We start from the raw sequence: 24,164 nt of genomic DNA on the forward strand, positions 1-24,164 counted from the left end.
CCAACCCTCAACCCAGGATGGGCAGCCGACGCTGACCGGCCAGCCGATCGAGCGCATCCTGCATGACCGAGCGGACGTGGGCGTCGACCTCGGCAACGTCGGGATCCGTACCGAACTGGGCGACAACGTCGATCGGCTCGAGCACCTCCATGACGACTTTCGCCGGTAGCGGCAGGTTGGGCGGGAAGAACACGCTCAGGCCGAACGGGAACCCGAAGCTGATCGGCAAAATGTCCAGCCGCGCTTTGGTCAAGCCCAGCTTGCGGGCCAGCCAGTTGCCCCGGGTGAGGAACAACTGCGTCTCCTGGGCTCCGATCGAAACCGTCGGGACAATCGGAACGCCGGCTTCGATCGCGGTCCTGACGTAGCCGGTACGTCCGTTGAAGTCGATGGTGTTGGCGCCGAATGTGGGCCGGTAGGAGTCGTAGTCCCCGCCCGGAAACACCAGCACTACCGCACCCGAATGCAGCGCGGCCGCCGCGTTGTCCCGGCTCGCCTCGATCACCCCGAGTCGGCGCAACCAGCCGTCCAGCGGACCCATGAACAGGCCGTAATGGCCAAGGGTGTAGATCGGCCGGTCGTAACCGAAGGTGTCGTAGAACTCGGGGGACAGGATGAACACGTCCGGGGTGAACATGCCACCGGAGTGGTTGGACACCACCAGCGCGCCGCCGGCGGCAGGGATGTTGTCGACATTCCGCACCTCCGCGCGATGCCACTGTCTGATGACAGGGGAGATGGTGTCGACGACTTGTTTTGCAAACGCGGGATCCCACTTGGCGATCTCGCGGTCCTGATTGGCAGCACCCGGCATGGTTTTCTCCGATTGTTTTCCGGCAAGTCTGTGATGAGGATTACCCGTTCAGGCCGCTCTACATCCGTAGAGAATATGTTAATCTCGTTTTAGGAGAATGTCATTATCATTTGATGTGGCATACCGCACATGTTGCGAAGTGCAGGAGTGAACATGCCTGAAAAAGTTGCCGAAAAAGTATTGGTCACAGGGGGTTTTGGGCTGGTCGGATCGCAGACGGTGCACCGCCTGGCCGCCGATGGACATCAGGTGGTCGCCACCGACCTCGGCACCACCGCGCAGCGCAGGGAGGCGAAGTCGCTGCCCGCGGGCGCGGAGGCGCGGTGGGCAGACCTGACCGATCCCGAAGCGGTGGCGGACCTGGTTGCGGCCATTGAACCGACCGTCATCATCCACCTGGCCGCGGTGATCCCGCCGGCGATCTATGGGCAGGCGGAACTGGCGCGCCTGGTCAACGTCGACGCCACAGTCTCACTGCTGCGCGCCGCTGAAGCCTGCTCACGGCCGCCGCGCTTCATTCAGGCCTCGAGTAACGCCGTGCATGGGTCCCGGAACCCGCACCGCCACCCCGATTTGCTCACCGAGGACAGTCCGGTGGCTCCCTCGGACCTCTATGGCGCGCACAAGGCCGAGGCCGAGCACCATGTTCGGCACTCCGGCCTGGAATGGGTGATCTTGCGACTCGGTGGGGTGATGACGGTCGAGCCCGGCGCCATGCCCTTCACGTTCGACGCGCTCTTCTTTGAAAGCGCCCTGCCGACCGACGGACGAATGCACAGCGTCGATGTCCGCGATGTCGCGGCCGCCTTTGCCGCGGCGACGACGGCCCCTTCACACGATGTAGCGGGCGAGATCCTGCTGGTCGCCGGCGACAAATCGCACATGCTGCGGCAGGGGGAGGTCGGCGCGGCCCTGGCCGCCGCCCGCGGTCTGAACGACGTGCTGCCCGGTGGGCGCCCCGGCAATCCCGACAGCGACGAGGACTGGTTTGTGACCGACTGGATGGACACCAGGCGGGCCCAGCAAGTGCTGTGTTTCCAGCACCATTCCTGGCCGGACATGCTCGCGGAGATGCGCGCCGCTGCTGGGTGGCAGCGCTACCCGATGGCGCTGGTCGCGCCGCTGGCTCGGTGGCTGCTCAAGCGGCGTGCCGCCTACCGCGATGCGCCCGGACGCTACGCCGACCCGTGGGCCGCCATTCGCGCGAAGCTCGGTGAGCCGCGACCGGACCGGGTGCTGGTTGGTCGGCTGACCTAACCGGCTGATCTAACCAGCATCGAGCAGCAGTGGCCGCGACGCCCGTTCGGTGGCCGGGCTCAAGCTGCTGAACAAATCGATCGCCGCGGCGCTGACGCGGTCGGCGAAGGCCGCGAAGTCGCCGAAGTGGACTTGCTCGCCGATCGTGCAGGATCGCTCGGCGGTGATGCCGATGCGTTGCGGATCTGACGAACCGTGCACGAGCGCGGTGACGTCGCGGTTCTGCTCGTTCCAGGTCTCGGCGAATTCCAGCAAGCGGGTGTGATCTGCGGCGGGAAAGAAGCATGCGGGCGTGACGCGGATGGTGAACACGTCGGGATGCAGCGGCGGGATCTCGAGGTGGACGTGCAGACGCTGGTCGGTGTTGAGCACGAAGAAGAACTCGGCGTCGTGCCGGCCGCGGAAATACCGCCGCCCGCGGGTGCGCAGGTAACGTTCGATGAGGTGCGTGCTCAGCGGCTCGCCCAACGGCTCAGACATGATGCCAATGCTCCGGTGCGCGACTATGCGAAACCTGGCCTCAAAGCCAGGGATTGCCAAGAATCAGTTGAGAATTCGCTGAGCGGGCATCATCCGGACTTGATCGACGGGATGACCTCGCGCCCAACGATATCCAGATAGTCGGACTGCACCACGTGCGGGACCGTGAAGAGGAACTGGTTGACGCCACGGCTCTGGTACTCGCGCACCCGCTCGATGCACCTCTCGGGTGATCCGATGATCAACCCGGAGTCCGGAATCGAAGCGAACTCGGTCCGGAGTCGGGCCTCCTGCTCGGCGGATCCGGTTGGGGCGAGCAGGACGGTGACCGACAGGCGCAGCGTTTCCGGGTCGCGCCCGGCGGCTTCGCATGCTCGGTCGAGAAACTCGCGACGCTCGGACACCTGCTCGGGTGACCACCACCGCACGTTCAGGCCCTGCGCGTGTCGGGCCGCAATCCGGTGCACGCGATCACCTTCGCCGCCGATCCACAGCGGCGGATGGGGTCGCTGGACCGGCGGCGGATCGCAGATCGCGCCGTTGAGAGTGTAGAACTGGCCGGAGTACGTCGGGTTGTGTTGTGTCCATACCGCTTTCATCACCTCCAGCGACTCGGCGAGCGCGGACACCCGGTCACGCACCGGCGGGAACGGAATTCCGTAGGCGTCGAATTCGCGTTGAAACCAGCCGGCTCCCATGCCCAGCAACAAGCGCCCTTCGGAAATGACGTCCAACGTTGCCGCCATCTTCGCCAGGACCGAAGGGTGCCGGTAAGAGTTGCACAACACGCTGGTGCCCAGGCGCACTCGGGTGGTGTCGCGCGCCAGTGCGCTCAGCGCCGTCCAGCACTCCAACAATGGCAGCGATGTGGGCACCACCGTGGCGTCGGTCGCCTGCTCCGACCCGTCCAGGATTCCGGCGTCTTTGACGTAGTCGTCTGGACTGATGGTCAGGAAGTGATCGCACAGCCACACCGAATCGAAGCCGAACCGTTCGGCTTTCTGGGCGACCGCCGCCATGTCCGGGTATGCGCTCACCGCCAGCCCGTTGATCGTCAGAGCCAGGATCAGGCCGATTTGAGTATCGGGATGGAATTCGTGCGCGGTGTCCAGCGGTCCTCCTGCTGTTAAACCATGGTGATGAATGAATCCCGGTACGACTCAAGCAGTCTCAGCCACAGTTCGCTGATGGTGGGGAAGCAAGGCACCGCGTGCCATAGCCGCTCGATGGGCACCTCGCCGGCGACCGCGATGGTCGCCGCGTGCAGTAACTCGGTGACGCCGGGGCCTACCAATGTCACGCCCAGTACGCGACGCGAGTCGACATCGACGACCATGCGGGCGCGCCCGTCGTACCCGTCGGCGAAGAGCTTCGCGCCGGTGACGACGTCGCCGATCTCGACGTCGATGATCTTGGCGCGATGACCATTTTGCGCGGCCTGCTCGGCGGTCAGCCCCACCGCGGCGACCTCGGGATCGGTGAAGAACGCCTGCGGGACCGCGTGATGATCCGCGGTGGTCGCGTGCACGCCCCACGGCTCGGTGTCCAGCGGTCGACCCGCGGCGCGGGCGCCGATGGCGGCACCGGCAATTCGTGCCTGGTACTTGCCCTGATGAGTCAGCAGCGCACGGTGATTGACATCGCCGGCCGCGTAAAGCCAACCCTCTTCGACCGCGGTGACGCGGCAGGTGTCATCCACCTCAAGCCAACTGCCCGGGTTCAATCCCACTGTCTCCAAACCGATGTGGTCGGTGAGGGGTTTTCGGCCGGTGGCAAAAAGAATCTCGTCGACGTCAAGTGCGGTGTCGTCGCTCAAGACGATGGAGACCGGGCAGTAGGGGTAGGCACGGCGGAGCTCGCGGACGTGTACACCCATGCGCACGTCAACGCCGGCGTCGACAAGTCCACGGCCGACGTACTCGCCTACAAAGGGTTCCATGCGTGGCAACAGTTGTGATCCGCGGGCCAGCAAGGTCACCTTCGAGCCCAATCCCTGCCAGGCCGTGGCCATTTCGACCCCTACACCACCGGCCCCGACGACGGCGAGCCGGTCGGGGACCTCACTGCTGTCGGTGGCTTCGCGGTTGGTCCACGGCCGGGCTTCGTAGAGCCCAGGCAAGTCGGGCAATGCGGGCCGGCTTCCGGTGCAGACGACGACCGCATGTTTGACCGCCAGCGCCGTCTCCTTGCCGCGGGGGGTTGTGACGACTACTCGTCGCGGACCGTCCAGCCGTCCGTGACCGCGGATCAGCGTCGCACCGATGCCCTCCACCCATTCGGTCTGGCCGGTGTCGTCCCAGTCGCTCACGTAGCGATCACGGCGACGAAATACCCCGCCCGGATTGATGGGACCGATCACCGCCTCGCGCGCACCGTCGACGTGGCGGGCCTCGGAGACGGCGAGGACCGGACGCAGTAACGCTTTGCTCGGTACGCAGGCCCAGTACGAGCATTCGCCACCGACCAACTCGCGCTCGACGATCGCCACGCTCAGACCCGCGGCCCGGGCCCGGTCCGCGGCGTTCTGGCCGACCGGGCCGGCGCCGAGCACCACCACGTCGTATTCCTGGTCTGGCTCGCCTGCAGGCATGTCGATAGTCCTTTCGCGCTTGGCTGCACACACGAAGCTACTCGCGCCGCGGTCGGTCTTCTGCGGTCCCCTTGGCGAGTAGTCGCGCGAGCTCGTTCAGATCACCGACCACCAGATCGGGCTGCGGCAGACCGTCGGCGGGTAGCGGCGCGTTGCCCGGCCGAGTGACCAACGCCGAGCCCAATCCGACCCGGTGTGCGCCGAGCAGGTCCCACACGTGCGAGGCCACCATCATGCAGTCCGCGGGTGTCACCCCGAGTTCCCGGCAGGCGTAGTGATAGACCGCGGGTGCCGGCTTGAAGGTCCGGCAGGCATCGACGCTGAGCTGGCATTCGAACAACTCGGCCAATCCCGCGCTTTCCAGCGGTGTCGGTCCGTCGCTGGGCGGCGGAGAATTGGTCAGCGTTGCCAGTCGAAAGCCGTTGTCGCGCAGATGTGTTAACGCCTCAACGGCGTCGGGATGGGCAGGCATGTTGCGCATCTGAGCAATGATCCTGCTGACGTCTTCATCGGTGACCTCCACCCGGTAGACGTCAGCCAGCATGCGCACGACACCCTGGCCGAGGGTGGTGAAGTCGACGTAGTAGTCGGTCTGGCTCACCGCCATCGAATACAAGACGAGTTGGTTGAACCATTCGCGTAACGCTCTGCTATCGCCGAACAACTCTTCGAAAAGCGGTGCCAGTGCTTGGATGTCGATGAGCGTCTCGTTCACGTCGAACACCAGGACCGACGGCGCCTCCCGCCCGGAAGATGTCATGCCGACATTCTGCCGCGGTATGCCGCTGTCACTCGATGACCACGACCATCTTTCCGCCGGCCGCACCGGCCTCCATCACCCGATGCGCTTCGTGAATCTGCTCGAAAGTGAACACACGCGTCGGTTTGGCGTCGAGTTTGCCTTCGGCAACCTGCTGGGCGATCTGTTGCAGCGGCACATCGGACAGCGGAAACCCCGGTGACCCGAACACGAAGCTGCCGAAGAAGTTCAAATTCACCCCGCTGGCCATCCGGAGCAGGGGGTTGAAGTCACCAATTGGGTCAAGTCCGCCGAGCCATCCCGCCAGGCAGGCCGAACCGTCGCGCCTCAACATGTCGAGGGAGTCGAGGATGGTGCTGTTGCCGACCAGGTCGAGAACGGCATGCAGTTGTCCGGCCTCGGCGAGGTGGGCGGCAAGATCGGTTCTCTCCAATTCGACGCGCTCAGCACCGAGGTTCTCCAGCATCGGGAACCGGTCGCGGCTGCGCGTGGTGGCGATGACGTGCGCGTCGGCGGCGACCGCCATCTTCAGGGCGGCTTGGCCGAAAGATGATGTCGCACCACGGATTAGCAGTGTCTGGCCCGCCTTAACTTTGAGGTTTCGGAACAGACAGGTCCATGCTGTCGCATACGTCTCGGGTAGTGCTGCCAATTGCGACCAGGGCAGGTCAGATTCGATGAGGGCGACGTTGGCCGCACGTACCCGGGTGTATTGGGCGTAGCTGCCGTTGATGGTCCGGCCCAGACCGCCCATCAGAGCTGCCACCTTGGCGCCCACCGGAAATTCTCCACCCGGGCAGGATTCGACGATGCCGACGCACTCGATCCCGCTCACCTCGGCCGCTTCGGCCCATTCGCCGCGCCGCATGTGCATTTCGGCGTGGTTGATGCCGAACCCCTTTACCTCGATCACCACCTCACCGTCCTTGGGCAGCGGCTTGGGAATGTCGGTGTACACCAGGCTTTCGAGACCGCCGAAGCTCTCCAGGACGATCGCCCGCATGGTTTCGCCGTCATGGTTGTCGCGTACCACCGCTGGTGCCGTCGGGAGCACATCGCGGTCCTGTTCGATCACGTTCATAGGGTCTCGCCTGCCCGATCTAGGGAATATGGGATATGCATCCCAATATTATGGGCGGGCCAACCCATATTTGTCTAGACGAAGGAGCGAACGTAGCCGACGGCAGCGTGCAACGCCGCGGTCAGAGGAGCTGGATCGCCGGTCGTGTGGGTGATCATCGCGCCGCCTTGGTGCGCGGTCACCAGTGAAACCGCCAGGTGCCGCGGATCCGCTTCGGGGCGCAGGTCTCCACGCTTTCGCATCTTGGTCAAGCCGGCACGAAACAGCGCTATCCAATCGTCGTAGCCGTTGGACAGGTCGCCGCGGACTTCGTCGTCGGCGTCGATCAGTTCGCCGGCCAGCGAACCGTAGACGCAACCGCCGCGTCGGTACACGGTGTCCAAGTCGGCCATGCAAGCAACCGCCCAGGTCTGCAGGGCATCGAAAGTGTCCAGTCCGCCGAACTTGTCCCCGGTATGAAAAGATTGAACATCGTTGTGTCGCATGGTGATAACCTGGCGGGTCAGTTCGCGCTTGTCCCGAAAGTAGTGTGCGATTTGCGATCCGCTGACCGCCGCCGAATTGCGGACGTCGTCAATGCTGGTGTTGGCCACGCCCCGTTCGAACATGAGGCGGGCAGCGGTGTCGACGATGCGCGCACGGGTGGCCAGACCCTTGCGAGTCAACCGCGAATCGGCATCCTGATGGCGTGGTTGGACCGAGATGCGCGGGCCGCGCGGACGCCGCGGTGGCCGCGGAATGCGTTCGGCGGGATCGGCGGCGAAAGTGCGCAGATAGTTGACCGCAAACCGAATCGCGTCGGCGTGCGGCCATTCGGCCCGGTAGGTGAACGCCAACGTGCCACCGCCCTGATGCGCGCTGACAATCACCAGAGCCAGCGCGCGTGGATCGGCTTCGGCGACCAGGACGTCGCTGTCCTTCATCCGTTGTATCGCTAGCTCGAGCAGCTCAATCCATTGCCAGTAGCCGGCCGCCAGCGTGTCGCGAGTGTCGTTGTCGGACTTGACCAGTTGGGCGGCCAGCGCATGGTAGGTGGGCGTGCCGGTGTACGTGATGCGTCTGAGGTAGCGCATGTTGAAATCGATCCAGCGCTCGAAATCGTCGAAAGTGGCCAACTGGCCCAGCTTGGGCTGGCGGTGAAAGTCGAGCACCACACCGATCTGCCGGTTGATCACCGCATGGATCAATGCACGCTTGTCGGTGAAGTAATGCGCCAGTTGTGAACCGCTGACGGAAGCAGCCCGACGCACGTTGTCCAGGTTGAAAGCCGCCAAGCCGTCGGTGACGATCAGCTCGGCGGTGGCCAGCACGATCCGGTCGCGTGTAGCGCGCCCCTTCGCGGTCAACCGACGTCCGGCGCCCGCCGCGGATTCCACGTCCGGATTCACCGCGTAAGGCTAACGCGACCGGTGGTGATCAGGCCGTTAGGAGATGCCTGCCCAGAAAATCGCGGATCAAGCCGGCCACTTCGTCGAGCGCCGACTCGAGCAGGAAATGCCCTCCGTCGAGTAGGTGAACCTCGGCCTCGGCCAGGTCCTGGGTGAACGCTTCCGCACCGGCCGGACCGAAGATCTCGTCGCCGCGGCCCCAAACCGCCAGTAGCGGAACGCCGGTGGTGCGGAAGTACTCGTGCAGGCGGGGATACATCGGCGCGTTGGTCGCATAATCGCGAAACAGCTTCAGCTGCACCAAGTCGTTGCCGGGTCGCGAGAGCAGCGCGTAGTCATGATGCCAGCACTCGGGGTCCACCAGTGTCTCGTCCGACACGCCGGTAAGGTACTGCCACCGAGTGGCGTCCAAGGTCAGGAACTGCCGAACCGCAGCCTCGTTGTCGGGGCTGGGGTCATCTTGGTAGGCCCACACCACTTTCCAGAAGTCCTCCACAAAGCCGGCGTCATAACCGTTGCCGTTCTGGGTGATGATCGCGGTGATCGCCGCCGGGTGACTCAGTGCGAGCCGCCATCCGATTGGGGCGCCGTAGTCCTGCACGTAGATGGCATACCGGTCGATGCCGAGACTGCGCAGCACACCGGCGGTCAAATTGGTGAGCGCATCGAACGTGTAGTCGAAGTCCTCGACCGGCGGCGCGTCGGACAGCCCGAAACCCAGGTGGTCGGGGGCGATTACGTGATAGCGGTCGGCGAGGGCCGGAACGAGATGGCGGAACATGTATGAGCTGGTCGGAAAGCCGTGCAGGAGAACGATTGTGGGCGAATCCGGATTGCCGGCCTCACGAAAGAACAATCGGTGGCCGTCGACGGTGGTGTAGCGATGGTGAATGGCGGCCATGAGAGCCCTCCCGGACCGATAATGGGTTGCGTGACCCATTATGCATCATGGCGGCGAATTTCGCCTCCCGCCTCGGCTAGCTTTGCGGGCTGCTCAACGCGACCGACGCCTCGGCGGTGTAGCACAGGAACGTCAGGGTCTCCTGCAGATAGAGCTGCACGGTGTCCGCGTCATGGCTGAGGTAGCCGATCGAAACATCGGTCCCCAATTGCAGATCGAAGTCACCGCCTCGGGTGGTCACCACGAAAGCGCCGTCGATTGCGGGGGCCCAGATGATGTCGCCGTCCACCAGCCGGTTCAGGTGCTCGAGAATCGGATAGCCGTGCGCGGTGGTCTCACTCACCTTTGTGTAGGCGTCTGCCGAAAGCAGCACCGAGTAGGGGCCGTCGACGCCTGCGAGCCGCAACTCGCTCAGGGCCTGGGTGATCACGTCGGTGATATCGCGCGGATCTTCCGGCAATGTCAGGGGTGGATTGGAGCTGGCGCCGCGGATGCCCTGGATCGACGCTGGGGCGTAGCCTTCGAAGATTCCGCGGTCCTCCACGAACGCCAGCTTTTTGGCGGCAACCTTGACCGGTTCCCAGTCCGAATCGTTCGAGCCGCGTTCTACGTGGTCGATCTCATTGCGGGACAAGGTAAACGGGACTCGCAGCCGGACCAGTGGCCTACTGTCGCGAAGGTGCGCGATGACGCCGTCGGTGGGCGACTCCAGGTCGATCAACCTACCGGTGCTGACCGCGGCGGTGGTTGGGCCTCCGGGTTTGCTGACGTCGACCACGCGGCGACCGGCGATGTGCCGCTTAAACGTACGCGCCGCCTCCAGTTCGATTTCCGCCCAGGCGGATTCGGTGACCGGTGCCAGTTCGCGGTACAGATTGTTCATCGGGAAGTTCCTTTCAGGCTGCCGATCGAGAGTGAACCGTCATGGGAGGGCTTGGTTACGGCTGCGGCGGCTGCCGGAGGTTGCGGCAGCGGCGGCGGATCGTCGAGGAAGTCGACGGTGGGGGAGAAGAAGAGCGTGCCCGTGACGGCGGTGGAGAAGTCCAGGATCCGGTCGGTGTTGCCGGGTGGATCACCAAGAAACATGTTGCGCAGCAACCGATCTGTGACCTCTGGCGTGCGCGAGTAGCCGATGAAGTAGGTACCGTACTCGCCCTTGCCGACCTCCCCGAACGGCATGTTGTGCCGAATGATCTTCAATTCGGTGCCGTCCTCGTCGGTGATGACGTTGAGGGCGACATGGGAGTTGGCCGGCTTGACGTCGTCACCGAGTTCAATGTCTTCCAATTTGGTTCGCCCGATCACCCGTTCTTGTTCGGTGACCGAAATCGCATCCCACGACGTCATGTCGTGGACGTACTTCTGCACGTGCACATAGCACGAACCGGCGAAGTCTGGGTCCTCGTCTCCGATCGAGGTGGCACTGACAGCGAGCGGGCCGTCCGGGTTCTCGGTGCCGTCGACGAAACCGAGGAGGTCGCGGTTGTCGAAGAAGCGGAATCCGTGCACCTCGTCGACCACCGTCACCGCACCCGCCATCGCCTTAAGGATGCGACCGGCGAGTTCGAAGCACACATCCATGGTCTCGGCGCGAATGTGGAACAGCAGGTCACCCGGGGTTGCCGGCGCCGTGTGGCGCGGACCGTCCAACGCAATGAACGGATGCAACTCGGCGGGACGCGGGCCGGAGAACAATCGGTCCCAGGCGTCGGATCCAATCGAGGCGATCACCGAAAGCCGTTTGGTCGGATCACGGAAGCCGATCGCCCGGACCAGGCCGGATATCTCGGTGAGAGCATCGTGAACTGTCTCTTCGCCGCCGCTGTCGATGGTCATAACCAGAAAAATTGCGGCGGGCGTCAGGGGCGCCAGGATGGGCTGTGGCTGAACAGCGGGCACAGGCAAGACCCTAGTCCCCGTCAATGCCGTGATGCTAAACATGCCTGTATGGTCGCCACCGCGCTTGGCCTGGGTGAATTCATCGACGCGTCACCCTCGCCGTTTCACGCCTGCGCGACGGTCGCCGAGCGTCTGCTCGAGGCCGGATACGTCAACCTGAGCGAGGGCGACCGCTGGCCGGAGGTGCCTGGCCGCTACTTCACCGTTCGCGCCGGGTCGCTGGTCGCCTGGGTCAGCCGCGACGGCCTGGCCCCGTTTCGGATCGTCGGCGCGCACACCGACAGTCCGAATCTGCGCGTCAAACAGCACCCGGATCGGTTGGTGGCCGGTTGGCAGGTGGTGGCCCTGGAACCGTATGGCGGCGCCTGGCTGAACTCCTGGCTGGACCGCGATCTGGGCATCAGCGGACGTTTGTCGGTGCGAGACGCTAGCGGCATCAGCCACTGCCTCGTCCGGATCGACGAGCCGATTCTGCGGGTGCCGCAACTGGCTATTCACCTCGCCGAGGACCGCAAGGCCGTGGCGCTGGATCCGCAGCGACACGTCAATGCGGTCTGGGGTGTCGGTGCGGCGGTCGAGTCGTTTGTCGGATACGTCGCCGAGCGCGCCGGGGTGGCCGAGGCTGACGTGCTGTCCGCCGATCTGATGACCCACGACCTGACCCCGTCAGCGGTCATCGGTGCCGACGCCAGTCTGCTGAGCGCGCCCCGATTGGACAATCTGGCCAGTTGTTACGCCGGGTTGGAGGCCCTACTCGCATGTGCGCCCGCCGAGTTCGTGCCGGTGCTGGCGCTTTTCGACCATGAGGAGGTCGGCTCGACCTCGGACCATGGAGCGCAGTCCAACCTGCTGGGCACGGTGCTGGAACGAATTGTGCTGGCCGGTGGCGGGAACCGCGAAGACTTCCTGCGAGTGCTGCCGGACTCATTACTGGCGTCGGCCGACATGGCCCACGCCACCCATCCCAACTACCCGGAGCGGCACGAGCCGAGTCACCCGATCGCGATCAACGGGGGACCGGTGCTCAAGGTGCATCCGAATCTGCGCTACGCCACCGACGGTCGGACCGCCGCCGCGTTCGCGTTGGCATGCCGGCAGGCCGGGGTGCCGTTGCAGCGCTACGAACATCGAGCAGACCTGCCGTGCGGATCGACGATTGGTCCGATGGCCTCGGCGCGTACCGGGATTCCGACCGTGGACGTCGGCGCCGCGCAACTGGCCATGCACTCGGCGCGGGAGTTGATGGGCGCGCACGACGTCTGCTCGTACGCGGCCGCACTGGAAGCGTTTCTGGCACCCGAGGCATAGGGTCGTCGGTATGGCACTCAAGTTGGAGATGGTCACTTTCGACTGCACCGATCCTGCGACGTTGTCGGGTTGGTGGGCCGCGCAATTCGGTGGCACGACACACGAACTCATGCCCGGTGAATTCATCGCCGTGGCCACAGCCGAGGGACCGCGGTTGGGATTTCAGAAGGTGCCCGATCCCACTCCTGGGAAGAACCGCGTGCATCTCGATTACGTTGCCGCAGACGTTGACGCCGAAGTGTCCCGGCTGAAAGACGCCGGCGCGACCGAAGTGGAGCGCCACAGTATTGGTGACAACTTCCGGTGGGTAGTGCTGACCGATCCGGACGGCAACGCGTTCTGCGTGGTAGGCCAGGACTCGTGAGCCTCCGCGCGCTCGTCGACGGGCTCTTTGGGTAGGCGCCGGCCGGGCGCATGATCGGCCGGCCCGCCGGGGGGACCTTCCGCGGTGTGGCTTCGGCCGGCGTCCGGAGGCATGTGTCTGTTTGCCCGGCTCCGAGCGACTCCAGTCTGGCGGGCTGCGCGGGCGGGAACATTTGTCGCGCAGAGGCGGGCAAAGTGAGTGCACTCTCCCCAGCCCCAGCCAGAGCCCCCAGCCCCAGCCCAGCCAGGGCCACACCCCGATGTCGACAGGAACCTAGACTGTCTGCGTGACGAGCCACGTGACTGACACCGTCGAGCACGCCGCAACCACTCCCGACCAGCCCCAACCGTTTCACGAACTGGGTCTCAAGGACGACGAGTACCAGCGGATCCGCGAAATCCTCGGCCGTCGTCCCACCGACACCGAGTTGGCGATGTACTCGGTGATGTGGAGCGAACACTGCTCCTACAAGTCCTCCAAGGTCCACCTGCGCTACTTCGGTGAGACCACCACCGAGGAGATGCGCACCGGCATGCTGGCCGGCATCGGCGAGAATGCCGGCGTCGTCGACATCGGCGACGGCTGGGCGGTGACCTTCAAAGTGGAATCGCACAACCACCCGTCGTACGTGGAGCCCTACCAGGGCGCGGCCACCGGCGTAGGCGGCATCGTCCGCGACATCATGGCCATGGGCGCGCGGCCCATCGCGGTGATGGACCAACTCCGGTTCGGTGCTGCGGACGCCCCCGATACTCGCCGCGTAGTCGACGGTGTGGTTCGCGGTATCGGTGGCTACGGCAACTCGCTGGGATTGCCCAATATCGGCGGCGAGACAATCTTCGACGCCAGCTACGCCGGCAACCCATTGGTAAACGCATTGTGCGTCGGGGTATTACGGCAAGAGGATTTGCATCTGGCCTTTGCCTCCGGCACCGGGAACAAGATCATCCTGTTCGGAGCGCGCACCGGCTTGGACGGCATAGGCGGGGTGTCGGTGCTGGCCTCGGACACGTTCGACGCCGAAAACAGTCGCAAGAAGCTGCCGTCGGTTCAGGTCGGCGACCCCTTCATGGAAAAGGTGCTCATCGAGTGCTGCCTGGAGCTATACGCAGCCGGACTCGTGATCGGCATCCAGGACCTCGGCGGTGCCGGATTATCCTGTGCGACATCGGAATTAGCGTCCGCCGGTGATGGCGGCATGGCGGTCGACTTAGACGCAGTGCCGCTGCGTGCCAAACATATGACCCCGGCCGAGATCTTGTGCAGCGAGTCGCAGGAGCGGATGTGCGCAGTGGTCGCTCCGGCGAACGTGGACGCGTTTCTCGCGGTTTGCCGTAAGTGGGAAGTACTGGCCACCGTGATCGGTGAGGTCACCGACGGTGACCGACTGCGCATCACTTGGCGCGGTGAAACGGTAGTCGACGTTCCGCCCCGCACGGTGGCCCACGAGGGCCCGATTTATCAGCGCCCGGTCGCCCGCCCCGACACACAGGACGACCTCAACGCCGACACGTCGGCGCAGCTGCCGCGCCCGGCCACCGGACCCGAGCTGCGCGCGACTTTGCTTGCGCTGCTTGGCAGTCCACATCTGTGCAGCCGTGCGTTCATCACCGAGCAGTACGACCGGTACGTGCGCGGCAACACGGTGCTGGCCGAATACGCCGACGGCGGCGTGCTGCGCATCGACGAGACGACCGGCCGCGGTATCGCGTTGTCGACCGACGCGTCGGGACGTTACACGCAATTGGACCCCTACACCGGTGCGCAGCTGGCCTTGGCGGAGGCGTACCGCAACGTGGCGGTCACCGGTGCCACCCCGGTGGCGGTGACCAACTGCCTCAACTTCGGCTCGCCCGAGGACCCCGGCGTAATGTGGCAGTTCTCCCAGGCCGTACGTGGACTCGCGGATGGTTGTGCGGCGCTCGGCATTCCGGTCACCGGCGGCAATGTCAGTTTCTATAACCAAACCGGGTCGTCGGCGATACTCCCGACTCCGGTGGTCGGCGTGCTCGGCGTCATCGACGACGTTCGACGCCGCATCCCGACGGCGCTTGGCACCGAACCCGGCGAGAGCCTGCTGCTGCTCGGCGACACACGCGACGAATTCGACGGTTCCATCTGGGCGCAGGTGACAGGCGACCATCTGGGTGGTTTGCCCCCCACGGTCGACCTGGCCCGCGAGCAACTATTGGCCGAGGTGTTGACCGCAGGCTCGCGCGACGGACTGATCAGCGCGGCGCACGACCTGTCCGAAGGCGGATTAGCGCAGGCCCTGGTCGAGTCGGCCATTGCGGGCGAAACCGGTTGCCGCATCGTACTTCCCGAGGAAACCGATCCCTTCGTGTGGTTGTTCTCCGAGTCGGCCGGCCGCGTGCTGGTTGCGGTGCCGCGCACCGAGGAGAGCCGGTTCCGGTCCATGTGCGAGGCGCGTGGACTGCCCGCCGTCCGCATCGGTGTCGTTGACCAGGAGTCAGAGGCGATCGAGGTTCAAGGCCTATTCACCGTGTCGTTGGCAGAATTGCGCGAGACCTCCGAGGCGGTGCTGCCCCGTTTCTTCGCCTGAACGGCGGACGAAGCCTACGGGTTGATGGTGTAGTCCCCGATCTGACGCCCCCACACGTAGTCGAGCATCAGCGGTGTACCCAGTTCGAAGTGGTTGTACGGTGCCAGGCTGGCGCCGGCATCCATCACCAGTAGCGGTGCCGGCCACAGGTTTCGAGTGATCGGCTGCCAGCACCCCGGTTTCCCGCCCGGGCCGCCCCTGGCATTGACCCGGGGCAGATTGTCCGGGTAGAAGTACGGGGCCGGGGCTCCCGCGATGGCGCCCGAGGAATTGGCCCCCAGCGCGTAACCGTTGTAGCCGAGTGCGTTGAAGATCTTCGGCGCGACCTGGTCGTAGTTACGGAGCGTGCAGAAAATTTCCGGGCTGTACTCGTCGAGCAGTTCAGCGGTGGGAGCCAGATCCGCGGCGCCGCGGGCGAGATATGGTCCGCTGCGTTCGAAAACCGGGGTCGTGGTGTCGCCGAATCCCGCTGCCGCCAGCAATGCCGCGTCCAACTCGCTGCGCTGCTGGTTGACGGAGTGTGCCGTCCTCGTCGCCTGGTTGAGCGCCTCCAGAAGGTCTGGTGCGGCGGCAGCGTAGACATCGCCGAGGGTCGCAAGCCGCTGGAGGTCGATGCGGGCTTGGGGCAGTTGCGGATTGAGGTCGTCCAGGATCGCGTTACCGTTGGTCAGGGAGACCCCGAACTTGTCGCCCAGGCCGGTCAGTGCTGCAGCGGCCGCGCTCAGCGTGAGGTTCAGCTTGACGGGATCGACCTTTTCCGAAATCGCCGTCAGGGTCTCAAACAACGAGTTGAACTCGGTGGTCACGTGTGTCGCACTGATCACTATGTCCGGGGTGATGTGTTGTGGCGCTGGATCTTTCGGGGAGCCGAGCGCTACGTACTTGTTACCGAAGACGGTGGTGGCCTTGATCTCGGCAGCGACGTTGGCCGGGATCTGGGGAATGTACTTCGGGTTGATGTCCAGCACGAATTGTGCCGCCGGGACGTCGCTGTCGGGCATCTCCGAGATGGCTGACACCCGGCCGATCTGCACGCCGTTGTAGGTGACTTTGGCACCCGGATTCATCACCAGGCCCGCCCGTGGAGCAACCATCGTCAATTTGGTTTTCGCGGTGAAGTTTCCGCGGAACTGCCAGTACAGGGCTCCGAGGACAAGCGTCAGCACCATCAGCGCTACCAGGCCGATGGTCCGATATGGTGGCCGCGCGCCCGAACGACGACGCTCCATGATTCTGAGACCCTAAAGTATGACCGCCCGGCAAACGCCCAATCCGGCAAAGACACGGCAGGCCGTGTTGTCTTTGGAGCATTGGCTACGGGATGCGTCTAGCCCCGAGCCCGATCGGGACACCCTCGCGTCGGCGGTGCGGCTCACGGCGCGCACCCTTGCGGCCCTGGCGCCCGGTGCCAGCGTCGAACTCCGAATTCCGCCTTTCGTTGCCGTGCAATGTGTCGCGGGGCCCCGGCACACCCGCGGCACGCCGCCCAACGTGGTGGAGACAGATCCTCGGACGTGGTTAATGGTGGCTACGGGGCTGACGGGATTCGAGGACGCGCAAGCTGCCGGCTCGCTTACGCTCTCTGGTGCCCGCGCCAGTGATATTCGACACTTGTTACCGGTGGTGCATCTGTGACTTGACCTGCACATTTATTGCGACACGCCGGAAATGAACCTTAAGAACACGCCCAGCGAATTCGGCGCACACGACGGCAAACCCGTAGACTTCCAACGTCACTAACCGCCCCCTAGGGAGCCGCCAAACCGTGACCGCTGAGCAGCCCGATCAGGACTTCAGTTCCCCTCGTGAAGAGTGTGGCGTATTCGGGGTCTGGGCCCCGGGTGAAGATGTGGCCAAACTCACTTACTACGGCCTCTACGCACTCCAACACCGCGGCCAGGAGGCCGCCGGGATCGCCGTCGCCGACGGTTCGCAGGTACTTGTCTTCAAAGACCTCGGCTTGGTTAGTCAGGTGTTCGACGAGCAGACGTTGGCCGCCATGGAGGGCCACGTCGCTATCGGGCACTGCCGGTACTCCACGACTGGCGACACCACCTGGGAAAACGCCCAGCCGGTGTTCCGTAATACCGCCGCAGGCACCGGGGTTGCGTTGGGGCACAACGGGAATCTGGTCAACGCCGCTGAACTCGCCGCGCGGGCCCGCGACGCGGGATTGATCGCCAAACGCGCACCCGCCCCGGCCACCACGGACTCCGACATCCTCGGAGCGCTACTTGCTCACGGCGCGGCCGATTCCAGTCTGGAGCAGGCGGCGCTGGAACTGCTACCGACCGTGCGCGGAGCGTTCTGCCTGACCTTCATGGACGAGAACACCCTGTATGCATGCCGCGACCCACACGGAGTGCGACCTCTCTCGCTGGGACGCCTGGACCGCGGCTGGGTAGTGGCGTCGGAAACCGCCGCGCTCGACATCGTCGGCGCCTCGTTCGTCCGCGACATCGAACCGGGCGAATTGTTGGCAATCGACGCCGACGGAGTGCGCTCCACCCGCTTCGCCAACCCCACCCCAAAGGGCTGCATTTTCGAGTACGTCTACCTCGCCCGGCCGGACAGCACTATCGGCGGCCGGTCGATACACGGCGCACGGCTGGATATCGGCCGCCAGCTGGCTCGCGAATGCGCGGTCGACGCCGACCTGGTGATCGGCGTGCCGGAGTCCGGAACCCCGGCAGCGGTGGGATACGCCCAAGAATCCGGAATCCCGTACGGGCAGGGCCTGATGAAGAACGCCTACGTCGGGCGCACCTTCATCCAACCGTCGCAAACGATCCGCCAGCTGGGCATCCGGCTCAAGCTGAACCCGCTCAAAGAGGTGATCCGCGGCAAGCGGCTCATCGTCGTCGACGACTCAATCGTGCGCGGCAACACTCAACGCGCGCTGGTGCGCATGCTGCGCGAGGCGGGCGCGGTCGAGGTGCACGTGCGCATCGCCTCGCCGCCAGTGAAGTGGCCCTGTTTCTACGGCATCGATTTCCCGTCGCCGGCCGAGCTGATCGCCAACGCCGTCGAGGACGAAGGGGAAATGCTCGAGGCGGTCCGGCACGCGATCAACGCCGACACGCTCGGCTACATCTCGTTGCGCGGTCTGATCGCCGCCACCGAGCAGCCCGCATCGCGGTTGTGCACCGCCTGCTTCGACGGCACGTACCCCATCGAGCTGCCGAGTGAGAGCGCGCTGGGCAAGAACGTTGTCGAGCACATGTTGGCCAACGCGGCCCGCGGTGCCGGGCTCAGCGAGCTTGCCGGTCAGGATGTTCCCGAAGTTCCGGTAGGGCGCTGACGGAATCCGTTCCCGGCGACGCGCATAACCAATACCCCGCGGCGCGTGTCGACCGGTAGCCTTTATCGCGATGACGGATCCCGAACAGAGTTCCAAACGAGGGTTGGGCAACCAGGGCATCACCTACGCATCGGCCGGAGTGGACATAGAAGCCGGTGACCGCGCTGTCGACCTGTTCAAGCCGCTGGCGACCAAGGCCACCCGACCCGAGGTGCGCGGTGGTCTAGGTGGCTTCGCCGGGCTGTTCGCGCTACGTGGTGACTACCGCGAACCGGTGCTTGCCGCCTCCACCGACGGCGTGGGCACCAAACTGGCTGTCGCGCAGGCAATGGACAAGCACGACACCGTCGGTCTTGACCTGGTCGCGATGGTGGTCGACGACCTCGTGGTGTGTGGCGCCGAACCGTTGTTCCTGCAGGACTACATCGCGGTCGGCCGCACCGTCCCGGAGCGGGTCGCAGCGATCGTCAGCGGCATCGCTGAGGGCTGTGTACTCGCCGGCTGTGCACTGTTGGGCGGCGAGACGGCCGAACATCCCGGGCTGATGGAACCGGACGACTACGACATCTCGGCTACCGGGATCGGCGTGGTCGAGGCCGACGACGTATTGGGTCCGGACCGTGTCAAACCCGGCGACGTGATTATCGGCATGGGGTCCTCCGGTCTGCATTCCAACGGGTACTCGCTGGCCCGCACCGTCCTGCTCGAGATCGACCGAATGAACCTGGCCGGCTATGTCGAGGAGTTCGGCCGCACCCTGGGCGAGGAACTTCTCGAGCCCACCCGCATCTACGCCAAGGACTGTCTGGCGTTGACTGCTGAGACCCACGTCCGGACGTTCTGCCACGTGACCGGGGGAGGGCTGGCCGGAAACCTGGCTCGCGTCATCCCGCAGGGCTTGGTCGCCGAAGTCGACCGGGGCACCTGGACCCCCGCCCCGGTGTTCGGCATGATCGCGCAGCGCGGCCGGGTTAGCCGAGCCGAGATGGAGAAGACCTTCAACATGGGCGTTGGCATGATCGCCATCGTCGCTCCGGAGGACACCGACCGGGCCCAGGCGATGCTCTACGCACGGCACCTGGACTGCTGGGTGCTAGGCACCGTTTGCAAGGGCGGGAAGGACGGCCCGCGGGCCAAGCTCGTCGGGCAGCACCCGCGATTCTAAAGAATCAGACCTACTCAGACCGCGTGCCGGTGCGAAGCGCACCGGCACGTTTGGGCTGTCGGATCTAACGGCGCCAGTCGTCGTCGTTGTCCCATGAATCGCCATCCCCCTGGTCCGATTCATCGGTACTCGTCCCGGACAGCTCGCGCTGAAGCCGAGTGAAGTCCGTCTGCGGGGAGCTGTACTTCAGTTCTCGAGCAACCTTGGTCTGCTTTGCCTTAGCCCGGCCGCGGCCCATGGGGGAACCCCCTCGCGAAATAACGGAGCGGCCTAAGTTAGGCGGCTCCGATCTCTTAGTGTCGTTATTGTCCTGGCGACAGCTTACCGTGCCGAGCCGCCGAAGGTAGGCGCGCCCTGCCAGGTGGCCAATGGCGGATGTCACAGTCGCTCATCGGCTGCCGCTGCGCAACCGGTCCACTGCCAGGCGCCCGGCACCCACCTCATCTGCGGCCGGCAACGAGTCGGCGTCGATCACCGCTGCGACCGTGCCGTCGGCGCCCGTCACCAACTCGGTGTCGGCGGGTATGCCTCGTTTCAGCAAGGCCAACGCCACCGGTCCGAGGTCGACGTGCTCGACTACCGTCCCGAGCCGTCCCACGCTACGACCAGCGGCGAGAACCGCGTCGCCAGTGGCTGGCCGGTCAGCCGAGCCGTCAAGGTGCAACAGCACCAGCATTCGCGGTGGCTTACCCAGGTTGTGCACCCGAGCGACGGTTTCTTGGCCGCGATAGCAGCCCTTATTCAGGTGCACCGCGCCCTCGCCCGGACCACCGATCCACCGGACCTCGTGGGGGATGGTGCGTTCGTCGGTGTCGACACCCAGCCTCGGACGCAGGGCGGCCACCCGGTGGACTACTCGATGGGCTTCAAAGGCCCAGACCCCGGCCGGGCGTACGCCGGCGCCGGTCAGGCGCTGTTGCCAGGAAGCGGACTCGGCACGGGGGACCAGCAGGTCCAACTCGACCGAACCGTTCGCGGTGCTGGGCAGGCGACGGACGAATGCGCCCCCGGACAACGAGACGGCCGTCCAGTCCGCGGGGAGTTCGTCCACTCCAAGCGCGTCGAGGACCGCCCGGTCGGCCAGCCGGGGCCCGAGGAGCGACAGCACCGCCAAATCGGCTGTGCCCGGTGCGACGTCCGACCAGAAAACCATCTTGCGTAGATAGGCCAGCAGCGGCTCACCGCGCCACGGTTCGGTATCCAGATAAGTGGTGCCGCCCAGTTCGGTCTGCAACCAGTGGTCCTCGACACGCCCCTGGCCGTCGAGACTGAGATTCTGCGTGCTGGCGCCGTCGGGCAGCTCGATGACGTATTGGGTGGAAAGGTTGTGCAGCCAGGACTGACGGTCGGCGCCGGTCAAAGTGAGCACCGCGCGGTGTGAGCGGTCGACCACGATGGCCTCGGTTTCGCCCGCGCGCTGTTCGCCCAGCGGATCGCCGTAGTGCCAGATCGCTCCGGCGTCGGGTCCGGACTCGGGAGCAGGGACTGGATTCACACGTCAACTCTACGGAGCCTTGCGCGCCGAGCGTGCGACCAGCTTCACGTTCGGCGCCGAGCGTGCGACCAGCTTCACGTTCGGCGCGAGACAATCGCCACTAGGCTGCTCAGGCGTGACTGAGATGGGTGTGGTCGTCACGTTGGACGGCGAGATCGTCGAAACGGGCAAGCCCCTACTGCACGCCGACGACCTGGCTGCGGTGCGTGGCGACGGAGTATTCGAGACGCTGCTGGTACGAGACGGCAGGGCATGTCTGATCGAGTCACACCTGCAGCGGCTCACCCAGTCCGCAAAATTCCTGGACCTGCCGGTCCCGGACCTGACCAGCTGGCGGCGGGCGATCGACATCGCGACCCGACAGTGGTTGACGGGCGCTGACGACGAGGCCGCGATGCGGCTGATCTACAGCCGCGGCCGCGAAGGCGGCTCACCCCCAACCGCGTACGTCATGGTCAACCCCGTCCCCGATCGGGTGCAGGCCGTTCGCCGCGACGGCATCTCGGCGATCACCTTGGACCGGGGATTACCCGCCAAGGGGATCGACGCCATGCCATGGCTGTTGGCCGGCGCCAAGACGCTCTCCTACGCGGTCAACATGGCGGCCCTGCGCCACGCCGCCGGTCAGGGGGCCGGGGACGTGATCTTCGTCAGCACGGACGGGTATGTGCTGGAAGGTCCGCGCTCGACTGTCGTGATAGCCACCGACGGCCAGGGCGACAAACCGTGCTTGCTCACGCCGCCGCCCTGGTATCCCATCTTGCGGGGCACCACGCAGCAGGCACTCTTCGAAATCGCCCGGGCCAGGGGATACGACTGCGACTACCGCGCGCTGCGAGTGGCGGATCTAGCTGCCGCACAAGGCATTTGGCTTATATCCAGCATGACGTTGGCCGCTCGCGTCCACACCCTGGACGGTCGGCACCTGCCGCGTGCCCCCTTCGCCGACACGTTCGCCGAATTGGTCGACGCCGCCATCGTCTGTGATCGCTGAGCGCTTAATTGTGTTGTCGCCGGGTTGAAGTCGCGGTAGCGTCGGCCTTACACAAGGAAGGAGGTGGTCCGCGAAATTGATAGCTTCATGGACATGTGAGGTGGCTGCGCGCTAGCTGCATTGGCTCGGAAGAGTCAGCGATCAACGCGCGCTGGCGAATTTCCCGCAGCCACCCGGCCCCCGAGCTTCCGGTCTGTCCAACCGGAGCATGGCTCGGGGGCCGCTCCATCTCCAGGGATTACTTCGCCTTGGCCGCTATCTGTTCGGCCAGCCGGGTGCCGCCGTCGGTGATGTCGTTGCCGCACGCTTGGATCTCGATAACCAGGTCCCCGACCGCACTCAGCGCGTGTTGGCAGCTCCGCGCGCTGCCGTTGTTCTCGGTGCGCACCTGGGAGATCTTGCCCTCTCCGCCGGTCACGTCTCCGAATGTCCAGTCCGTGCCCTTGCCCGCACTGGTGAACTTGACCGTTTTGGCCGCGCACCCCCGCCAGTTTTGGGCCGATGCCTCGACGAAGGCATGAGCCTTTTCGGCTGAGGGGAACCTCGCGGTGGCCTCGACGACGCGGTGCGTGTCACCGGCCGAGTGCACCACCTGGTTGTGCGTTGCGGTGGGTTCGTGTGGCCGATACACCGACTCCTGGAACGGCTCGAAGGCCGACAGGCACTCCGGATCCGACAGCGTGCCTTGCGGGGCGCGCAGCCCGTCGCTGTGTGCCCCGGCTTCCATGTTCGGGTCGCCCAAGACGTTGCCGATATCTGAGGCGCTCAGCAGCAACGATTCGGTAGGAGCGGCCGCGGGTGAGGCCGCAGCGGTCGCGCCGGCGCTGGGCTTGGCCGTCGGTTTTTTGGTGCCCCCGCCGGTGGCAAACACCACGATCAGCACGATCGCGACGACTGCGGCCAGCGCGGCACCACCGAGGATGAGCAGCTTCTTGTTGGACTGCCCGCCGGCGCTGGGCGTCGCGTGCCCCGTCGATGGGCGGGATTGCGTCGACACCGAAGCGGGCGGGGGTGCGCTGGCCACGGGGGCCGAGGGCGTCTTGGCGGCCGGTGCCCCTCCCGGCGGACCGTCCTTGGCCTCGATCTCGGCCAGCACGTTGTCGATCTCGGTCCGGGTCCGATAGGTGACGTCGTGTCGCATCCGCAGCATGCGCAGCAGCTGGGCAATGTCGCTGCGGGCGCTGGGATCGCTGCCGTCCTCGTCGAGTCCGGAGCGCAACTCGACCAGCAGCTGCAGTTGTTGCGCGGGGGTGAGTTCCTTTTCTGACAGCGTGTTGCCCAACCGCATGATGTAGCCGAATGGCAGCGGTGGCTCCTCGGGCAGCGGAGAAGGCAGCGGTGCGTCCTTGGTGGCCAACGCGTGAATGGCGGTGACCAACTGGATGCCCGCGTCAACGGTCGGGTTCTGGTAGTCGATGATCTGCAGCGTGGACACGGGATTGACCCGCACGCTGTCCACCGGACCGACCTGGACCGGCAAAATCGGACGATTCAGCGCCTGCGCGTAACGCAATTCGGCTTGGCTTGGCTTGGACTGCAGCCAATTGTTGGATAGCGCGACGATGAACACGTCGCTGGAGCGGATCTGCTCCAGGATCGCGTTCCACCACGCGTCGCCACCACCGAGCTCCTGGTCGAACCACACCTTCTGTTGAGCGCGCTTCAGGGCGGTCGTCAGCGCTTCGAGCGACGTCCTGTCTTGGCTCGAGTAGCTGATAAATATGGCCAAAGCGATCTCCTCAATTGAGGGCATGGGAAGCTGATACGGCAAATCCGCAATGCGACGGTAGCGCATGGTATTAGC

22 protein-coding genes are annotated in these 24,164 nt (G+C 65.2%); 8 read left to right on the forward strand and 14 right to left on the reverse strand.

Annotated elements, in window-relative coordinates; all coding sequences use genetic code 11:
- Nucleotides 1-7: 7 nt before the first annotated feature.
- Complete coding sequence (locus A5634_RS16555) at nt 8-814, reverse strand: lysophospholipid acyltransferase family protein (protein WP_065145118.1); 807 nt, start codon at nt 812-814, stop codon at nt 8-10.
- 153 nt (nt 815-967) lie between these two features.
- On the opposite strand from A5634_RS16555, the gene A5634_RS16560 reads away from it, so the two are divergent.
- The gene (locus A5634_RS16560; protein ID WP_065145253.1) at nt 968-2,071 is read left to right on the forward strand and encodes an NAD-dependent epimerase/dehydratase family protein; all 1,104 of its coding nucleotides are present in this window, start codon (nt 968-970) and stop codon (nt 2,069-2,071) included.
- Nucleotides 2,072-2,080: 9 nt separating this feature from the next.
- Here A5634_RS16560 and A5634_RS16565 read toward each other — a convergent pair whose 3' ends face one another.
- From A5634_RS16565 to A5634_RS16605, 9 genes are all read right to left on the reverse strand, one after another.
- On the reverse strand, nt 2,081-2,551 hold the full coding sequence (locus tag A5634_RS16565) for a hypothetical protein (RefSeq protein WP_065145119.1): 471 nt from the start codon (nt 2,549-2,551) through the stop codon (nt 2,081-2,083).
- Nucleotides 2,552-2,640: 89 nt separating this feature from the next.
- Complete coding sequence (locus A5634_RS16570; protein ID WP_065145120.1) at nt 2,641-3,663, reverse strand: TIGR03619 family F420-dependent LLM class oxidoreductase; 1,023 nt, start codon at nt 3,661-3,663, stop codon at nt 2,641-2,643.
- A 14-nt stretch (nt 3,664-3,677) separates the two neighbouring features.
- A complete protein-coding gene (locus A5634_RS16575) occupies nt 3,678-5,141 on the reverse strand; it encodes a dihydrolipoyl dehydrogenase family protein (RefSeq protein WP_065145121.1) in 1,464 nt (487 codons plus the stop codon).
- 37 nt (nt 5,142-5,178) lie between these two features.
- Nucleotides 5,179-5,901 carry a haloacid dehalogenase type II gene (locus A5634_RS16580; RefSeq protein WP_065145122.1) on the reverse strand — a complete coding sequence of 241 codons (723 nt, stop codon included), beginning with the start codon at nt 5,899-5,901 and terminating at the stop codon, nt 5,179-5,181.
- A 28-nt stretch (nt 5,902-5,929) separates the two neighbouring features.
- Nucleotides 5,930-6,982 (reverse strand): zinc-binding alcohol dehydrogenase family protein, encoded by a 1,053-nt coding sequence (locus A5634_RS16585; protein ID WP_065145123.1) that lies wholly within the window; start codon nt 6,980-6,982, stop codon nt 5,930-5,932.
- 74 nt (nt 6,983-7,056) lie between these two features.
- Nucleotides 7,057-8,370, reverse strand: coding sequence for a TetR/AcrR family transcriptional regulator (locus tag A5634_RS16590; RefSeq protein WP_253861671.1), 1,314 nt, complete (start codon nt 8,368-8,370; stop codon nt 7,057-7,059).
- A 28-nt stretch (nt 8,371-8,398) separates the two neighbouring features.
- Nucleotides 8,399-9,271 carry an alpha/beta fold hydrolase gene (locus A5634_RS16595; protein WP_065145124.1) on the reverse strand — a complete coding sequence of 291 codons (873 nt, stop codon included), beginning with the start codon at nt 9,269-9,271 and terminating at the stop codon, nt 8,399-8,401.
- A 76-nt stretch (nt 9,272-9,347) separates the two neighbouring features.
- Nucleotides 9,348-10,154, reverse strand: a complete 807-nt coding sequence (locus A5634_RS16600) for a family 1 encapsulin nanocompartment shell protein (RefSeq protein ID WP_065145125.1) — start codon at nt 10,152-10,154, stop codon at nt 9,348-9,350.
- Entirely contained in the window at nt 10,151-11,176 is a 1,026-nt protein-coding gene (locus A5634_RS16605; RefSeq protein WP_172831724.1) for a Dyp-type peroxidase, read from the reverse strand. Before A5634_RS16605 ends, A5634_RS16600 begins: the two co-directional genes overlap by 4 nt.
- Before the next feature lie 42 nt (nt 11,177-11,218).
- Between A5634_RS16605 and A5634_RS16610 the strand changes: the two genes are divergently transcribed.
- The 3 genes from A5634_RS16610 (at nt 11,219) to purL (ending at nt 15,405) form a co-directional block, all read left to right on the forward strand.
- The gene (locus tag A5634_RS16610) at nt 11,219-12,478 is read left to right on the forward strand and encodes a M18 family aminopeptidase (RefSeq protein WP_065145127.1); all 1,260 of its coding nucleotides are present in this window, start codon (nt 11,219-11,221) and stop codon (nt 12,476-12,478) included.
- A gap of 10 nt (nt 12,479-12,488) precedes the next feature.
- On the forward strand, nt 12,489-12,842 hold the full coding sequence (locus A5634_RS16615; RefSeq protein ID WP_065145128.1) for a VOC family protein: 354 nt from the start codon (nt 12,489-12,491) through the stop codon (nt 12,840-12,842).
- A gap of 298 nt (nt 12,843-13,140) precedes the next feature.
- Entirely contained in the window at nt 13,141-15,405 is a 2,265-nt protein-coding gene (purL, locus tag A5634_RS16620; protein ID WP_065145129.1) for a phosphoribosylformylglycinamidine synthase subunit PurL, read from the forward strand.
- A gap of 14 nt (nt 15,406-15,419) precedes the next feature.
- On the opposite strand, the gene A5634_RS16625 is transcribed toward purL, so the two are convergent.
- Nucleotides 15,420-16,634: an MCE family protein gene (locus A5634_RS16625; RefSeq protein WP_065145130.1), complete on the reverse strand. Its 1,215-nt coding sequence runs from the start codon at nt 16,632-16,634 to the stop codon at nt 15,420-15,422.
- Nucleotides 16,635-16,653: 19 nt separating this feature from the next.
- Here A5634_RS16625 and A5634_RS27470 point away from each other — a divergent pair, with 19 nt between their 5' ends.
- The 3 genes from A5634_RS27470 to purM all read left to right on the forward strand — a co-directional run bounded on the left by A5634_RS27470 (nt 16,654) and on the right by purM (nt 19,871).
- Nucleotides 16,654-17,040 carry a sterol carrier family protein gene (locus A5634_RS27470; RefSeq protein WP_081290478.1) on the forward strand — a complete coding sequence of 129 codons (387 nt, stop codon included), beginning with the start codon at nt 16,654-16,656 and terminating at the stop codon, nt 17,038-17,040.
- Nucleotides 17,041-17,170: 130 nt separating this feature from the next.
- Nucleotides 17,171-18,706 (forward strand): amidophosphoribosyltransferase, encoded by a 1,536-nt coding sequence (gene purF, locus A5634_RS16630; protein WP_065145131.1) that lies wholly within the window; start codon nt 17,171-17,173, stop codon nt 18,704-18,706.
- A 70-nt stretch (nt 18,707-18,776) separates the two neighbouring features.
- Complete coding sequence (purM, locus tag A5634_RS16635) at nt 18,777-19,871, forward strand: phosphoribosylformylglycinamidine cyclo-ligase (RefSeq protein WP_065145132.1); 1,095 nt, start codon at nt 18,777-18,779, stop codon at nt 19,869-19,871.
- Nucleotides 19,872-19,935: 64 nt separating this feature from the next.
- On the opposite strand, the gene A5634_RS27475 is transcribed toward purM, so the two are convergent.
- Nucleotides 19,936-20,109: a DUF3073 domain-containing protein gene (locus tag A5634_RS27475; RefSeq protein ID WP_081290479.1), complete on the reverse strand. Its 174-nt coding sequence runs from the start codon at nt 20,107-20,109 to the stop codon at nt 19,936-19,938.
- A gap of 150 nt (nt 20,110-20,259) precedes the next feature.
- On the reverse strand, nt 20,260-21,366 hold the full coding sequence (ygfZ, locus tag A5634_RS16640; RefSeq protein WP_065145133.1) for a CAF17-like 4Fe-4S cluster assembly/insertion protein YgfZ: 1,107 nt from the start codon (nt 21,364-21,366) through the stop codon (nt 20,260-20,262).
- Nucleotides 21,367-21,496: 130 nt separating this feature from the next.
- Between ygfZ and A5634_RS16645 the strand changes: the two genes are divergently transcribed.
- Nucleotides 21,497-22,360, forward strand: coding sequence for an aminodeoxychorismate lyase (locus A5634_RS16645; RefSeq protein WP_081290492.1), 864 nt, complete (start codon nt 21,497-21,499; stop codon nt 22,358-22,360).
- Nucleotides 22,361-22,598: 238 nt separating this feature from the next.
- Here the strand turns inward: A5634_RS16645 and A5634_RS16650 are convergent, their stop codons facing one another.
- On the reverse strand, nt 22,599-24,113 hold the full coding sequence (locus tag A5634_RS16650; protein WP_172831720.1) for a sensor domain-containing protein: 1,515 nt from the start codon (nt 24,111-24,113) through the stop codon (nt 22,599-22,601).
- Nucleotides 24,114-24,164: the final 51 nt, after the last annotated feature.

The sequence above is a fragment of the Mycobacterium asiaticum genome (assembly GCF_001673365.1).
GTDB lineage: Bacteria > Actinomycetota > Actinomycetes > Mycobacteriales > Mycobacteriaceae > Mycobacterium > Mycobacterium asiaticum_A.